Origin of the sequence: Comamonas testosteroni TK102 (assembly GCF_000739375.1) — a bacterium.
GTDB classification, from domain to species: Bacteria; Pseudomonadota; Gammaproteobacteria; order Burkholderiales; family Burkholderiaceae_C; genus Comamonas; species Comamonas brasiliensis.
This window is the reverse complement of sequence record NZ_CP006704.1, coordinates 5357772-5373281: the sequence shown is the minus strand read 5'-3', so window position 1 is coordinate 5373281 and position 15510 is coordinate 5357772. Positions and strand designations below refer to the sequence as shown.

16 protein-coding genes are annotated in these 15510 nt (G+C 61.1%); 11 read left to right on the top strand and 5 right to left on the bottom strand.

Translation table 11 applies throughout. The features are described from left to right. Window positions 1-118 precede the first annotated feature (118 nt). From phhA to hppD, 3 genes are all read right to left on the bottom strand, one after another. Entirely contained in the window at window positions 119-1003 is an 885-nt protein-coding gene (gene phhA, locus O987_RS24335) for a phenylalanine 4-monooxygenase (RefSeq protein ID WP_003050970.1), read from the bottom strand. A gap of 94 nt (window positions 1004-1097) precedes the next feature. Beyond that, window positions 1098-2132: a Bug family tripartite tricarboxylate transporter substrate binding protein gene (locus tag O987_RS24330; RefSeq protein ID WP_043375307.1), complete on the bottom strand. Its 1035-nt coding sequence runs from the start codon at window positions 2130-2132 to the stop codon at window positions 1098-1100. A 298-nt stretch (window positions 2133-2430) separates the two neighbouring features. After that, complete coding sequence (hppD, locus tag O987_RS24325) at window positions 2431-3552, bottom strand: 4-hydroxyphenylpyruvate dioxygenase (protein ID WP_003050974.1); 1122 nt, start codon at window positions 3550-3552, stop codon at window positions 2431-2433. Between the two features lie 219 nt (window positions 3553-3771). On the opposite strand from hppD, the gene O987_RS24320 reads away from it, so the two are divergent. The 10 genes from O987_RS24320 to O987_RS24275 all read left to right on the top strand — a co-directional run bounded on the left by O987_RS24320 (window position 3772) and on the right by O987_RS24275 (window position 12928). After that, on the top strand, window positions 3772-4254 hold the full coding sequence (locus tag O987_RS24320) for an Lrp/AsnC family transcriptional regulator (RefSeq protein WP_003050977.1): 483 nt from the start codon (window positions 3772-3774) through the stop codon (window positions 4252-4254). A gap of 143 nt (window positions 4255-4397) precedes the next feature. Continuing rightward, window positions 4398-5120 carry a GNAT family N-acetyltransferase gene (locus O987_RS24315; protein ID WP_019044035.1) on the top strand — a complete coding sequence of 241 codons (723 nt, stop codon included), beginning with the start codon at window positions 4398-4400 and terminating at the stop codon, window positions 5118-5120. A gap of 188 nt (window positions 5121-5308) precedes the next feature. Continuing rightward, entirely contained in the window at window positions 5309-6190 is an 882-nt protein-coding gene (locus tag O987_RS24310) for an HlyC/CorC family transporter (RefSeq protein WP_003050982.1), read from the top strand. Window positions 6191-6396: 206 nt separating this feature from the next. Continuing rightward, complete coding sequence (gene lnt, locus O987_RS24305; RefSeq protein ID WP_370458235.1) at window positions 6397-7986, top strand: apolipoprotein N-acyltransferase; 1590 nt, start codon at window positions 6397-6399, stop codon at window positions 7984-7986. Between the two features lie 218 nt (window positions 7987-8204). Next, window positions 8205-8729: a 3-hydroxyacyl-[acyl-carrier-protein] dehydratase FabA gene (gene fabA / locus O987_RS24300; RefSeq protein ID WP_003050986.1), complete on the top strand. Its 525-nt coding sequence runs from the start codon at window positions 8205-8207 to the stop codon at window positions 8727-8729. Beyond that, window positions 8726-9949: a beta-ketoacyl-ACP synthase I gene (gene fabB / locus O987_RS24295; RefSeq protein WP_003050988.1), complete on the top strand. Its 1224-nt coding sequence runs from the start codon at window positions 8726-8728 to the stop codon at window positions 9947-9949. The genes fabA and fabB overlap by 4 nt, the downstream gene beginning before the upstream one ends. A gap of 79 nt (window positions 9950-10028) precedes the next feature. After that, complete coding sequence (locus tag O987_RS24290; protein ID WP_043375303.1) at window positions 10029-10616, top strand: D-glycero-alpha-D-manno-heptose-1,7-bisphosphate 7-phosphatase; 588 nt, start codon at window positions 10029-10031, stop codon at window positions 10614-10616. Between the two features lie 131 nt (window positions 10617-10747). Then, window positions 10748-11488, top strand: a complete 741-nt coding sequence (locus tag O987_RS24285) for a lysophospholipid acyltransferase family protein (RefSeq protein ID WP_003050992.1) — start codon at window positions 10748-10750, stop codon at window positions 11486-11488. A gap of 13 nt (window positions 11489-11501) precedes the next feature. Continuing rightward, on the top strand, window positions 11502-12485 hold the full coding sequence (locus O987_RS24280) for a M48 family metallopeptidase (protein ID WP_043375300.1): 984 nt from the start codon (window positions 11502-11504) through the stop codon (window positions 12483-12485). A gap of 26 nt (window positions 12486-12511) precedes the next feature. Continuing rightward, window positions 12512-12928, top strand: a complete 417-nt coding sequence (locus O987_RS24275; protein ID WP_003050996.1) for a rhodanese-like domain-containing protein — start codon at window positions 12512-12514, stop codon at window positions 12926-12928. A gap of 24 nt (window positions 12929-12952) precedes the next feature. On the opposite strand, the gene galE is transcribed toward O987_RS24275, so the two are convergent. Then, window positions 12953-13975 carry a UDP-glucose 4-epimerase GalE gene (galE, locus tag O987_RS24270; protein ID WP_043375299.1) on the bottom strand — a complete coding sequence of 341 codons (1023 nt, stop codon included), beginning with the start codon at window positions 13973-13975 and terminating at the stop codon, window positions 12953-12955. An 82-nt stretch (window positions 13976-14057) separates the two neighbouring features. Further along, the gene (gene lysM, locus O987_RS24265; RefSeq protein WP_043006841.1) at window positions 14058-14528 is read right to left on the bottom strand and encodes a peptidoglycan-binding protein LysM; all 471 of its coding nucleotides are present in this window, start codon (window positions 14526-14528) and stop codon (window positions 14058-14060) included. Between the two features lie 170 nt (window positions 14529-14698). On the opposite strand from lysM, the gene O987_RS24260 reads away from it, so the two are divergent. Further along, window positions 14699-15472, top strand: coding sequence for a type III pantothenate kinase (locus tag O987_RS24260; RefSeq protein ID WP_034400350.1), 774 nt, complete (start codon window positions 14699-14701; stop codon window positions 15470-15472). Window positions 15473-15510: the final 38 nt, after the last annotated feature.

Sequence of the window (15510 nt, the reverse complement as noted above, 5' to 3'; positions counted from 1 at the left end):
GCTATTAGAAATGGAGCTGCATGCGCTTTGCTGAAAAGGGATGGCGCCGAATTTTCGGCAGAAAATTCGGCGCATGGACTCGCGCTTGCCAGGTCCCGTGCCGGTATACATCCGCTGACTAAATCAGCTGTTCGCCGGGCAGCAGTTCCTTGGCGCCAATGGTGGGCAGCTGGCGCAGTTGCTCGTACAGCGGCGCAAAGTCGGTATCGGCCAGGTTCAGCAGATGGGGCATGTCGTCGATCACGAAATAGGTCTGCTGATAGGTGTCGATCTTGTAGAGCGTGCGCATGGTGCGCTCGAGCTGCAGCGGCAGACGATGCGGCTGCGGGCTGTTGACGCTGTACTCCAGCTCGCCCACGGAGCTGAGAATGCCGGCGCCATAGGCGCGCACGCCGCCGTTCTCGCGGATCAGACCGAACTCCACCGTGTACCAGTACAGACGCGACAGCATCTCGCAGACGCCGAGCTCGGCGGCCTTGAGGCCGCCCTGACCGTAGGCCTGGATGAAATCGGCCATGACGGGGTTGAACAGCAGCGGCACATGGCCGAAGAGGTCGTGAAAGATGTCGGGTTCGACGATGTATTCGAACTCCTCGGGCTTGCGTATCCAGTCGGTGACCGGGAATTTGCGCTGTGCCAGCAGCGAAAAGAACGGTACCTCGGGAATCAGGCCTGGAACGCCCACGATCTCCCATCCCGTGGCCTTGAACAGTCGCTCGTTGACCTCCTCGAAGCGCGGAATGCGCTCCTTGGCGCCCAGCGAGGGCAGGGCATCGATGAAATGCTGGCTGGCGCGGCCCGGCAGCAGCGCGGATTGACGCTCGTAGAGCCGGTGGTAGGTGTCATGCTCGGCCTCGGTATAGGCGGCATAGTCCTGCGTGCAGGTGTAGTCGGCATGGGCCCGTGTGTAGTCGCCGCGTGGCGGTCGATCGGACTGGCCATAGACGACGGGCGTTGCACCGGTGCTGCCGGTCTTGGCGGTGCTGCTCTGGATGTTGTTCATGAGGCACTCCCTGAGATGAGGGGTCGCGAAGGCTGCGGCCGCAGCTCGTGGCCCGGGCGCAGCAGGAAAAAGGAGTGGTGAGCCGGAAGCTGGCTCAGTGCATCTGTATCTGGGCGCGTTTGACGAGCTGTCCGTAGCGGGCGTGCTCGGCCTGCACCAAGCGGGCAAAGTCCTGCCGGCGCAGGTCGTCGCGCACCACGCCCATGGCATCGAAGTACTGCTGTACCTCGGTTCTTTGCAGCGTCTGCGCAAAAGCGTCCGACCAGCGTCTGGCCTGGCTGTCCGTAATTCCTGCGGTGGCAAAGAGGCCGAACCAGGTGGTCAGATTCATGCCCTTGATGCTGTCGTCCAGGCTGGGGACCTCCGGCAGAGCCGGCAGTGGCGAGCGCCAGGTCACGCCAATGGCCTTGAGTCTGCCGGCCCGCAGATGCGGCAGGGCCGAGGCAATATTGTCGAACATCAGATCGGCCGTGCCTTCGAGCAGAGCCGACAGAGCCGGTCTGGCCCCGCCGAACGGCAGATGCTGCAGCGGCACCTGGGTCAGCGACTGGAACCACTGGCCCGCGATATGGCCGATGCTGCCATTGCCCGCCGACGCATAGCGCAGTGCTTGCCGGTGCTTGGACATGAAGCGCAGCAGATCTTCGGGCGTATAGATGCGCCACTGCATGGCCAGCTCGCTGCGCATGACCAGCACGTGGGGCATGCGTGCCACCAGTGTCAGCGGCTGAAAGTCGCGCAGCGGATCGTAGGGCAGCTGGGGGTTGAGCCAGGGCAGGATGGCATGTGTGGCCACAGCGCCCATCAGCAGCATGGGTTCGCGCGCTCCCGCTCTGGCCACCATGGCCGCGCCCGTGGCGCCCCCCTCGCCCGGTACATTGAGCACATTGATGTTGCCCAGGGCCGTGGTTTCCTGCGTCAGCTTGCGCGCCGCACGGTCCAGCGGGCCGCCCGCTGTATAGGGTACGACCAGGGAGAGTTCGTTGCGGCTGCGGCTGGAATTCGACGGCAGGGCGCTCGCATCCCTGGCCGCATGTGCGCTGTTGGCGATCAGAGTGGTCGCTGATGCCACCGCCAGCGACAAGGCCTGACGGCGGGAAAGGTGCGAGGTACCGGCAGGCGCATCCATCCCCGGTGTTCTGCAGTCCTCTGGGGCTGTAGCGGGGGGCTGATGTGGTCGCGGCACTTGATCCTTCCGGGCGTTGAAGCTGGCTGCGACGGCCCACGTCAGACGTGAATGCGGCAGTGCAGCATGACGGAAAGTATAGGGACGGAAATCGGTCGCCACATGGTCCGTTTGACGGAGTGGTAACCATTGGTATCTTTTTGATGGAAGGCGTAGCGCCGGTGTCCGCGCCGGCCATGCCGCCAGCAGCCGGACGGAGCAGATGCAGGCCGGGAGGGCGCATGGTCGACTCCGCCGTGGCTCAGGTCTTGAGCACGCCGCGGCGCATCTGATCGAGCTCCATGGTCTCGAACAGGGCCTTGAAATTGCCTTCGCCAAAGCCGCTATTGCCCTTTCGCTGGATGAATTCGAAGAAGATGGGGCCCAGTTGGTTTTCGCTGAAGATCTGCAGCAGCAGTTCGCCGGGCTGGCCGTCCACCAGGATATTGCGCGCCAGCAGCTCGGCAATGGGTTCCTGCAGGTCCGGGATGCGCTTGGGCAGCAGCTCGTAATAGGTCTCGCTGGTGTTCAGCAGCTTGATGCCATTCATCTGTAGACCGTCCACGGTGTCGTAGAGATTGGTCGAGCCCAGCGCGATGTGCTGTATGCCTTCGCCGTGGTACATGTCCAGGTATTCCTGGATCTGGCCGGCCTTGTCGTTGCCTTCCTCGTTGATGGGAATGCGGATCTTGCCGCAGGGGCTGGTCATGGCCTTGCTCTTGACGCCTGTGGCCTGGCCTTCGATGTCGAAGTAGCGGATCTCGCGGAAGTTGAAGATGCGCTCGTAGAACTCGGCCAGCTCGGCCATGCGGCCGCGGTAGACGTTGTTGGTCAGGTGGTCGATATAGGTCAGGCCCAGGCCCTCGGGGTGCAGATCGGCACCGGGCAGGGGCTCGAAATCCACGTCGAAGAAGCTGATATTGCCCAGGTCCCCGTCCTTGGCGCCATTCTTGCCGCGCCATTTGTCGATGAAATAGATCAGGGAGTCGCCAATGCCCTTGATGGCGGGAATGCTCAGTTCTCCGGGGGCGGCCTGCTGGGCGTAGCCCCAGGCACCCAGCGAGGTGGCGCGCTCATAGGCGTACTTGGCATCATTGACGCGCACGGCGATGGCACAGACGCTGGGGCCGTGCAGGCGTGCGAAGCGCTGGGCAAAGCTGTCGGGCTCGGCATTGATGATGAAGTTGATCTCGCCCTGGCGATACAGGGTCACGTTCTTGCGGCGGTGCTTGGCAATGGCCTGAAAGCCCATGCGCTCGAACAGCTGACCCATGGCCACGGGATCGGGGGCGGCATATTCGACGAACTCGAAGCCGTCCGTTCCCATGGGGTTGTCCCAGGTCTGGAATGGGCTGGCGTTGCTTTGGGTCAGTGGGGCGTTCATGGCAGAGGTCTCCATCGGGAAGGGGCACAACACATGAAGAACAGGTGTCGACGATGGATTCACTGTAGGACAGGCAACTGGCAAGCTTCATGCAAAAATGCCTTGGCAGCAAACCTGCCGATGCATGAAAATTGCGCATGAATTCGATTTCATGCAATTTTAATGGTTATCAAGGGTTAACCATTAATAAAAACTGCGCTGTTTTTATAATCTGCCGCCATGAGTCCCATGCACACCATCGACAAACTGGATAAGGCGATTTTGCGCCGATTGCAGGCCAATGGCCGAGAAACCTATGACGTCATCGGGGAGCAGGTCGGCCTGTCGCCCAGCGCCGTGCTGCGCCGAGTCAAGCGGCTGGAGGAAAACGGTGTCATCGACCGCTATGTGGCACTGGTGCAGCCCGAGACCGTGGGCCTGGGTCTGACGGCCTATATCAATGTGCGTCTGGAAAAATACACCGAAACCAGCAAGCGCAATCCCATGGACGTGTTCCGCGCCAGCGTACAGACCTGGCCCGAGGTGGTGGAGTGTGTCTCCCTCACTGGCGAGATGGACTATCTGCTGCGGGTGGTGGTGGCGGACATGCAGCATTACAGTCGTTTCATCATGGACACGCTGCTCAAACACCCCAGCGTGCAGGACTGCAAAACCAGCTTTGTCATGGACCGGGTCAAGGTCACGACGGCCGTGCCGCTCTAAGCCTTCGCAGAGGTCCTTCATACGGACCATGGCCTAGCCGGAAATAGACGCTAAGGTGTTGAATTAACGCAAAATCCTTACAAGATTGTTGCAATGCAATATGGTGCTTGTGAAGATTCGGGTTTTTACCTATATTTCAGGCTATGAACCTCCCCAAAGACTGGTTGACATCGCCCTGGCAGGCTGGCTCCGGCTGGCTGCGAGACATGGGCAAGTCCCATGGCGCCGAGCGTCGCTCGCCGTCCTTGGTCCCCATCCGTTCGCTGAGTCCGCGCCATCGCGACCGCATCATCAAGCATCTGCTCAAGCTGGATGCGCGGGATCGCTATCTGCGCTTTGGCTATGCGGCCAACGACGAACAGGTGCGTCGCTATGTCGAGCAGCTCGATTTCGAGCGCGATGATATCTTCGGCATCTTCAACCGCCGCCTGGAATTGATCTCCATGGCGCATCTGGCCTTTGCCGGCCACCCCGAGCATGAGAAATGCGCGGAGTTCGGCGTCTCCGTGCTCAAGAGTGCACGCGGCAAGGGGCTGGGTGCACGTCTGTTCGCGCGTGCAGTGCTGCATGCGCGCAGCAAGAACGTGAGCATGATGTTCATCCATGCGCTGTCCGAGAACACGGCCATGCTCAAGATTGCGCGCAACGCAGGCGCCACCGTCAAGCGAGAAGGCTCGGAATCCGAAGCCTATCTGGAGCTGCCGCCTGCCGACTTCGAGACCCATGTCAGCGACCTCGTGACCGAGCATCTGGGCGAGATGGACTATCAGCTCAAGAAGCAGGCCGTCAATTTCTGGACTTTTCTGGCTGGTGTGCAGGAAGTGCGCAAGGGTGTGCAGGAAGGCCGCCACAAATCAGGCGAGTAAGTAGGCTTGTGAAGCTGGCAACGCTGCAGCCCAACAAAGACAAGTGCAAGCAGCTATCAAAATAGCTTTGACCGAGCGCCCTCGGTGACAGCTAGTCATGGCTTTTGTGAGCTAGCACGTCGTCTGTCGACACAATCCGTTATTCTTGGGGACTTGTTTGACTACCGCACGTCCTGCACTCCAAGACAGTGTCTGACCCCCATCCTGCGCGACTTCCCGAGAAGGAAGACAAGCGAAGCTTCCTGCAAAAGGTGGCTGAGTTCATTCATCCGGCACCGGAATCTCCCGATGAACTGATCGAAACCCTGGCCGAAGCCGAAGACAACCAGGTCATCGGCACCGAGTCCCGCGTCATGCTGGAACGTGTGATCCGCATGGCCGACATGAGCGCCGGAGAAGTCATGGTGGCCGCGCCACGCATGGATCTCATCAATATCGACGCTCCGTATGAAGAAATCCTGCACCAGGTTCTCACCACGGCGCATTCGCGCTTTCCGGTCTACCAGGGCGAGCGCGAGAACATCATTGGCATTCTCATGGCCAAGGATTTGCTCAAGTTGCAGCGTTCTCCCACCCTGAACATTCGTGCTCTGGTGCGGCCCGCCGTCTTCGTGCCCGAGAGCAAGGGCCTGAACGACCTGCTGCGCGAGTTCCGCGCCAATCGCAACCATCTGGCGGTGGTCATCGACGAGTTCGGCCGTGTGGCCGGCTTGGTGACGATTGAGGACGTGCTGGAAGAAATCGTCGGCGAGATCGAGGACGAGTTCGACATTCCCGAGGACGAGGGCGATATCTTTGCCCTGGCCGACAACAGCTACCGCGTGGCGGGCGATGCCAGCATCGAGCATGTGAGCGAGGAGTTCGAAACCGCGCTGCATGCCAGCGACCCCGATGCCGAGTTCGACACCATCGGGGGCCTCATCGCGCACGAAATCGGACATATGCCCAAGCGCGGCGAGCAGGTTCACCTGGGCGGGCTGGAGTTCACTGTGCTCCACACCAAGGGCGGCGCGGTGCGCTGGTTCAAGGTGGTGCGCGATCCTTCGCCGGACAGCCTTGTTCGCAACTGATCGCGATTGGCGCAATTCCGGGTCAGGCCTGGTGTGATGCCGGTGGAAATACCGGTTGTACCTCTTGGTTTGCACAAGTCCTGGCCATACCTCGTATGCTTGAATTCACCCAACCACCCGGTTGGGTGTTTTGCTCTTGCCAGCCGATTCCTATGACCACCTCTGCCCCCACCGTTCAGACTGCTGCTGTCAGGCCTCATGGCTGGATGAGCGCGCTGTTGCTAGTCCTTGCAGGCGGCCTGCAGGCTCTTTCGCTGGCCTGGCCCTGGGCTCGCGGTCAGGGCGACGGCTGGTTGAGCCTGGTCGGAGGCTATGGTCGTCCGCTGTGGTGGCTGCAGATTCTGTCGCTGGCGGTGCTGGTTCATGCGCTGCTGGCTGCCCGCTCCGCGGCCCAGGCGGCAGGCCGGGCCTGGTTGTTTGGCACGGCATGGCTGGTGGCTACCTTCTGGTGGCTGTTCATCTCCATGCACACCTATGGCGGATTGGCTGCGCCACTGGCCGTAGCTGCCGTGCTGGCGCTGGCGGGCTTTCTGGGTGGCTATTACGCCGTGGCTGCATGGTGTTTCAAGCGTCTGACGCAGGTCCCGGCCGCGCTATCGACCCTGGTTTTTGCTGCACTGTGGACGCTGGCCGAACTCGCGCGCGGCTGGCTCTGGACCGGTTTCCCCTGGGGTGCCGCCGGCTATGCCCATGTGGAAGGCCCGCTGTCCGTGCTGCCGCGCTGGATTGGCGTCTATGGCACGGGCTTTGTGGCTGCCTGGGCTGCAGTCTGGCTGGCGCTGCTGGTCTGGCGCGCGCAGACCAGGGCCGTGGTGCTGAAGTCTGTGCCGGCCCTGGCATCCGCATTGGTCCTGGGTCTGGTATGGGGCGGGCTGTGGTGGTCGCGCGACAGCGCCGTTGCTGCGCCCGGCCAGCAGCCCGGCATGAGCGTGGAGCTGCTGCAGGGCAATATTCCCCAGGATGAGAAGTTCGAGCTGGGCTCGGGCGTGGTGGTCGCACTGCGCTGGTATGCCCAGCAGCTGCATGACGCCAGTGCTCAGTTGGTGGTGGCGCCCGAGACCGCCATTCCGCTGTTGCCTCAGCAGCTTCCCGAGGGCTATCTGGATTTTGTGCGTGCACCTTTTGTCGCCAAGGACTCCAGTCGCGCGGCCTTGGTGGGACTGCCGCTGGGCAATTGGGATCAGGGCTTTACCAACACGGTCGAAGGCTGGCTGCCCGGGCAGACCCAGCCGTATCAGTACGACAAGCACCATCTGGTGCCGTTTGGCGAGTTCATCCCTCCCATGTTCCGTTGGTTCACCGAGCTCATGAATATTCCGCTGGGCGACTTCAATCGCGGCGCACTGGGCCAGCCTTCCATGAGCTGGGCAGGCGAGCGCCTGTCGCCCAATATCTGCTACGAGGATTTGTTCGGTGAAGAGCTTGCGGCCCATTTCGGCAATGCGGTGACGGCACCCACGGTGCTGGTCAATCTGAGCAATATCGGCTGGTTCGGGGACTCCGTGGCCATTGATCAGCATCTGTCCATCAGCCGCATGCGTGCGCTGGAGTTCGAGCGCCCCATGTTGCGCGCAACGAACACCGGGGCCACGGTGGTGATCGATCACAGGGGGCAAGTGGTGAAAGCACTGGCACCGTTCGAGCGCGCGGTATTGCAGGGCCGGGTTCAGGGGCGCGACGGCCTGACGCCTTATGCACGCTGGGTACATGCCCTGGGCCTGCTGCCTTTGACTCTGCTGTGCCTGGCGCTTTGCGCGCTGGCCTGGCGGTCATCGAAAAGGTCGAGGAAGGCGTAGTGGCGCGCACGGAATAAGCCACGCTGACATCAGCGGCTGTGGCATTTGTGGCAGAGTCTTGGGCCTGAAAACGGGTATTGTGTCCCGGGTAGGGCTGCGAGCCTTGATAATCCCCGGTTGTACCGCCCGCAGTGGGCGCGCGCAGCGGGCGCGGATCCCGTCACCCAAATATAGAGTAACAGGTAGCTTGCACAGGCTGCCGCGGAGCAATTGAGAGAATGGCTGAATCTTTTTCCTACGAACAACTGATCGCGTCCGGCGAAGGCAAGCTGTTTGGTGCCGATAGCGGACGTCTGCCCCTGCCTCCCATGCTGATGTTCGATCGCATCACACATATCTCCGAGGACGGCGGTGCCCACGGTCTGGGCAAGATTGTTGCGGAACTGGACGTCAGGCCCGATCTGTGGTTCTTTGATTGCCACTTTCAGGGCGACCCCGTCATGCCCGGCTGCCTGGGTCTGGACGCCATGTGGCAGCTGATCGGTTTTTACCTGACCTGGCTGCGCCTGCCTGGTCGTGGTCGCGCCCTGGGTGCTGGTGAAGTCAAGTTCACCGGTGAAGTAGGCCCCGATGTCAAACTCGTGACATATGAAATTGATATCAAGCGAGTGATCAAGCGCAAGCTGAACATGGCCATCGGCGACGCACGCCTGCTGGCCGACGGTAAGGAAATTTACGTGGCCAATGACCTGCGCGTGGGTCTGTTCCTGCGTGAAGGTGATGCCAAGGGAACGGCAGCATGAGCAAGAAGCGGGTAGTGATCACCGGCGCGGGCATTGTCTCGTGCATCGGCAATGATCTGGCAACGGTGGAGGCCTCGCTGCGCGAGGGCAAGAGCGGCATCAAGGCCATGCCCGAGTTCACGGAGCTGGGCATGCGCTCGCAGGTGGCAGGCATTCCCGAGATCGATATCGAGGCGCGCATCGACCGCAAGCAGCTGCGCTTCATGGGCGATGCTGCGGCTTATTCACAGATCGCTCTCGAAGATGCGATCCAGCAAGCCGGTCTCACGCCCGAACAGGTGAGCAACCCGCGCACCGGTCTCATCATGGGCTCGGGCGGCGGCTCGCCGGCCAATCAGATCGAGGCAGCCGATACGCTGCGTGAAAAAGGTATCCGCCGCGTCGGCCCTTACCAGGTCACACGCTGCATGAGCTCCACGGTGTCGGCCTGCCTGGCCACCAACTTCAAGGTCAAGGGCATCAACTACTCCATCACCTCGGCATGCTCCACCTCGGCCCACTGCATCGGTGCAGCAGCCCAGCAGATCGCCTGGGGCATGCAGGATGTGATGTTTGCCGGCGGCGGCGAAGAGCTGTCCTGGGGCATGTCGCTGCTGTTCGACGGCATGGGAGCCATGTCCAGCAAGTACAACGAGACGCCCGAAAAGGCTTCGCGTGCCTATGATGCCCACCGCGACGGCTTCGTGATCGCCGGCGGCGGCGGTGCCGTGGTGCTCGAAAGCCTCGAGCATGCGCTGGCACGCGGTGCCAACATCCTGGCCGAAGTGGTGGGCTTTGGTGCCACCAGCGACGGCGAGGACATGGTCGCTCCCTCGGGCGACGGCGCCATAGCCTGCATGAAGCAGGCCATGGAAACCGTGGATGCGCCGATTGACTACATCAACACCCATGGCACATCGACCCCTGTGGGCGATATGCAGGAAGTGCGCGCCATGCGCGAGCTGTTTGGTGACCAGGTGCCGGCATTCTCGTCCACCAAGTCGCTGACCGGCCATTCGCTGGGTGCGACCGGTGTGCAGGAAGCGATTTACTGCCTGATCATGCTGAACAAGGGCTTTATCGCCGGCTCGGTGAACGTGGACACGCCTGACCCGCTGCTGGGCGATATGCCTCTGGTCACCCGGACCCGCGATGCCGAGCTCAAGACCGTGCTGTCCAACAGCTTTGGCTTTGGCGGCACCAATGCCTCCCTGGTGCTCAAGCGCTGGGAAGGCCAGTAAGCTGGCATCCTTGGATCGCAAGCCCGCTTGGCCTTGAGGTAAGCGGGCTTTTTTCTGTCATCGACTACCGTCATATCCCATGAAGATCGCAATTCTTGACCGTGATGGCACCCTGAACCAATGGGGTGCCCAAGGCTTCATTGGACGGCCCGATGAATGGGTTGCAGTCCCCAGTGCACTGGAGGCGGTTTCGCGTCTGAACCGTGCCGGCTGGCATGTGGTGGTTGCCACCAATCAGCCGGGACTGGGCCGCGGACTGTTCGATGTGATCGAGCTCAATGCCGTGCATGCCAAGATGCACCGGGAGATGGCCGCTGTCGGCGCGCGCGTGGAAGCCGTGTTTTTTTGCCCCCATGCTCCCGATGAAGACTGCCAGTGCCGCAAACCCGGCGTAGCGCTGTTCGAACAGATTGCCGATCGCTACGGTGCGGAAGGCCATGAGATCTGGGCCATTGGTAGCGGTGTCGAGCATTTGCAGGCGGGCCAGGCTCTGGGTGCCCATCTGGTGTTTGTGGAGTCCACTGCCAGGCCCGAGTGCAGCAGCGATGCCGATCTTCCCGAAGGCAGCGAGCGCTATCCCGACCTGGAGGCCGTGGTGAATAGGCTGCTGCCGCTTGGGGGGGGTGAAGATGCTCAGCCCCTGGATTCGGCGCCTGCCCCACATTGAGTTCTGGTTTCAGGTCAAAATAGATTCAACTGCTTGAAAGAGCAGCGTAAGCTGCTATGTTTCTTGTCGATAACCGTGCCAAATCAATGGGCCAGGCTTCAGGTCTGCGCTCACGTTCTTCGATTGCTGTCATGTCCCTGATTCGCTCTGTCCTCCACATGCTGTGGATGGCCATTACCGTTATTCCCTACACTTTCGCGGTGCTGCTGGCCAAGTGGACCAGCGGCTCGTCGACCAAGGCTTACAGCGCTGCCCGCGCTTGGCTCAAACTCTCGGTGGACAGCGCCCGTGTGATCATGGGGGTGCGGTATCAGGTGCAGGGTATGGAAAACCTGCCTGCCGATCCCAAGCAAGGGGTGGTGCTGCTGGTCAAGCACCAGTCTACCTACGAGACTTTTCTGATGCCTGCCATCATGCCGCGTCCGCTGGCCTATGTGTTCAAGAAGGAGCTGCTGAAGGTGCCGTTCTTTGGCTGGTCCATCGGTGCACTGGACATGATTCACATCGACCGGGCCCAGCGTTCGCGCGCCTTTCACAAGGTGGTGGAGCAGGGCAAGCGCCTGCTCGATCAAGGCATCTGGGTCATCATGTTTCCCGAAGGCACACGTGTCAATCGCGGAGAAGTGGGAGAGTACAAGACCGGCGCCGCCCGTCTGGCCATCATGACGGGCGCGCCCGTGGTGCCGATTGCCGTTACCTCGGCCAAGTGCTGGCCGCGCAAGGCATTCATCAAAAAGCCTGGCGTGGTGGATGTGTCCATCGGCAAGCCCATTGCTTCAGCGGGTCGCAAGCATGATGAACTGATGGCCGAAGTCGAGGCCTGGATAGAGTCCGAAATGCAGCGCCTGGACCCTGAGGCTTATCGTAAATAAAGCAAAACTGCCCATGTCCTCAGGCGATAGCTTGCAGCAAGCTTGGCAATGGCTGGTGCCGCCTGTGGTGGGGGACGGGCGGGGCGGGCTGATGCCGCGCAAGCGCCGCCCCTCCGGCACTGAGGCCACTGCACAGCGCTCGGAGCAAGCCGAGCTGGAATTGGAGAAGATTCAGCTTTTAGCGCCTGCCAGTGTTCCGGTGGAAGCCATCGATCTGGAAAAGAATGAGCCCGCCACATTCCTGGCGCATCCGGCGGCCAGCCACAGTGCCCGTCTGCAAGGAAGTGACGTGGCTTATCTGCTGCGCCGTTCGGCGCGCCGCAGCATTGGCTTCAGCGTAGGCCAGCAAGGGCTTGAGGTCACCGCTCCGCAATGGGTGGCCATGCCCGAGATCGAATCAGCGCTGCAGACCAAGGCAGGCTGGATTGTGCGCAAGCTGCAGGAGGCCGGCCAGCGACAGCAGATCAAGCAGGAGGCACGCATTCTCTGGCAGGACGGGGGCGTGCTGGACTATCTGGGGCAGCCCATGAGCTTGCGGCTGACAGGAGGTGCATCATCTCTGCTGGCGACTCACCAGACGCATCGAGAGCAGGGGGCCGATGGTTCGCAAAGCCTGCATCTGCCTTTGCCAGCGCAGGCTCCGGCGGCTCAGGTGCGCGCAGCCGTTCAGGCCTGGATACTGCGCGAGGCTCGTAGCTATTTCACGGCTCGCATGCTGCACCATGCGGCCACCATGGACGTGCGCTGGAATGCGCTGCGCCTGACAAGTGCCAGCACACGCTGGGGCAGCGCCAACAGCAGCGGGATCATTCGCCTGAACTGGCGGCTGATGCAGCACAGCCCGCAAATCATCGACTATGTGGTGGTGCATGAACTCGCGCATCTGCACCACATGGACCACAGCCCACAATTCTGGGCGGTGGTGGCACAGGTTCTGCCCGACTGGAAGCAGTTGCGCAGAGCATTGAGAGACAGGCCTCTGCCCGTGTGGGAATAGCGGCGATGACCAAGACAGGAAACGAGATGAGCAATACGACCCCTATTCAGCCCGCTGCCGGCTATGCGGGCGATGTGCCGCCAGAGCTGGCCTGGCAATGGCTGCAGGCTGGCGAGGCGGTTCTGGTCGATGTGCGCACCGATGCCGAGCGTGAGTGGGTGGGCAAGGTGCCGGGCGCTGTCGCCGTGGCCTGGAAACAATGGCCAGGCATGGCCGCCAACCCGAACTTTGATGCCGAGCTGCGAGCTGCAGTCCCCGAGGGCCGGAAAGTGGTGCTGCTGTGCCGCAGCGGAGTGCGCTCAGTGGCCGCGGCCCAGCGCGCAGCCGGTCTGGGGATCGAGGCCTACAACATTCTTGAGGGTTTCGAAGGCGATGTGGATGCCAGCGGTCAGCGCGGCCGGCTTGGAGGCTGGCGCAAGCGCGGCCTGCCCTGGCATCAGTAAGGTGCAGGGCTTGGGCCGCTGCCTCTAGTCCGGCCGGTAGCCGTTGGGGTTCTGGCTTTGCCAGCGCCAGGTGTCGGCGCACATGGTGTCCAGATCATGCTCGGCTTGCCAGCCCAGGGTTTTGAGGGCGTGATCGGGGTCTGCATAGCAACTGGCCACATCTCCGGGGCGCCGGTCTGTGATCGCATAAGGCAGGGTCTTGCCGCAGGCTTTTTCGAAGGCATGCAGCACTTCGAGCACGCTGTAACCATTGCCTGTACCCAGGTTGATGGTTAGCAGCTCTGGCTTGGCCAGGCCGGCCAGCTTTTCGAGCGCCTTGACGTGACCTCGAGCCAGGTCCACGACATGAATGTAGTCACGCACACCTGTGCCATCCACAGTGTCGTAGTCACCACCGAAGATCTGCAGTTTTTCACGGCGGCCCACGGCGACCTGTGCCACAAAAGGCAGCAGGTTATTGGGAATGTCTGAGGGGTCTTCACCAATCAGGCCGCTGGCATGGGCGCCAATCGGATTGAAGTAGCGCAGCACGGCCAGCGACCATTGGCAATCGGAGTGGTAGAGGTCAGACAGAATCTCTTCCACCATCAGTTTGCTGCGGCCATAAGGATTGGTGGCCGAAGTGGGATGCACTTCATTGAGTGGCAAGTATTGCGGCGATCCATAGACTGTCGCCGAAGAGCTGAACACCAGATTACGCACACCGTGCTTTTTCATGGCGCGCAGCAGCACCAGGGTGCCGTTCACGTTGTTGTCGTAGTAGTCCACCGGCTGGCTAACGGATTCGCCCACGGCCTTTTTGCCGGCAAAGTGCACAACGCTGTCAATGCCATGCTCCCGCAATGCCTGCTCGAGCGCCGCCTGATCGCGTACATCGCCATTGATCACGGCAATGGTGCGTCCAGTGATTTGCTCCACGCGGCGGATGGCTTCAGGATGGCTGTTGCTGAAGTTGTCGAAAATAACGACTTCATGGCCTTGGCCTAGCAGTTCAATGGCGGTATGACTGCCGATATAGCCGGCGCCGCCTGTGAGCAGAGTTTTCATAAGCCGCAGTCTAGCTTCGCCAGGAATGGAAAAAGCGCTCCTTCGAGCGCTTTTGTGCGTAACAGTATTTGCGGGGCCTTCTTTACAGCGTCGGGATACGCAGCTTCTGGCCGGGATAGATCCTGTCCGGGTTGCTGAGCATGGGCTTGTTGGCTTCAAAAATCACGTTGTACTTGTTGGCGTCGCCATAGTACTTCTTGGAGATGGCCGACAGAGTGTCGCCGCGCACCACATCGTGGTACTGGGCTTCCGGCTCGGGGTTGGTCACCGTCATCAGGTTGTCCACGGATTGGACATTGGCCACATTGCCGCAGCACAGCGTCACTTTTTCCTTGATGGCCTGAGTGGGGGCGGTCCCGTTGACCGTCACCTTGCCTTGAGAGCCATCGAACTGAACCTGCAGGTCGGATACGCCAAGATTCTGGGTGTTGATATAGCTGGCGATCGCTTGAGCCGCCTTGGCATTCAAGTCTTCGGCCGGTGCAGCAGCATGTGCGTCACTGCCGCCAAACAGTTTTTCTCCGGCTTCCTTGATGAAACTGAACAGACCCATGGTTTCGACTCCTCAAAATTAGTGGAAGAAGGCGGTTCACTTTAACGGGAAATCGAAATGAATCCTTGCAGGATATGGACTGAGCGCTTTCTTTGACAATTTCCTGCCCGCTTGTAATGAATGTGACAAACGGCTGTCTGACGAAGAGAAAAGTGCTGATAATCCGCCGCATGACATTTTTGGCCATAGACATTGGCAACACCCGTTTGAAGTGGGCCATGTATGAAGATCATCGCCCGGGTGCTGCCTTGCTGGCCCATGGAGCGGAGTTCCTGGAGCATATAGAGCGCCTGGCAGAAGGTGCCTGGGCGGGGCTGCCGGCTCCCGAGCGCATGCTGGGTTGCGTGGTTGCCGGCGAGACGGCAAGGCGCAGGGTGCACGAGCAGATCGAGCTCATGCTGGGCTGGAATTTCGAGCCTCAGTGGGTCGTTCCTTCCGTTGCAGAAGCCGGCGTGACCAATGGCTACGACCATCCCTCCAGGCTGGGGGCGGATCGCTGGGTGGCCATGATTGGTGCGCGTCACCACATGTTGCAATTGGGAGAGGCCAAGCCCTTGATCACGGTTATGGTGGGCACCGCAGTGACGGTCGATGCCATGGACGCGCAAGGCCATTTTCTGGGCGGCCTGATCATTCCAGGGCATGGCATCATGCTCAGGGCCCTGGAAGGTGGTACTGCGGGCCTGCATGTGCCTACCGGTGAAGTCCGATGCTTTCCCAAGAACACCAGCGATGCGCTGACCAGCGGCGGCACTTATGCGATTGCAGGTGCCGTGGAGCGCATGTACCAGCATCTGGCAGAACACTGCGGCGCAGAGCCCATGTGCATCATGGCGGGCGGTGCCGGCTGGAAAATGTCTCCCAGCATGACCCGACCTTTTGAGCTGATCAACAACCTGATCTTTGATGGCTTGCTGGTGATGGCTGATAAGCGCTGGGCTTGAGTGCATTGCGACCTGCAATGATTCGAATTTTGATTTGA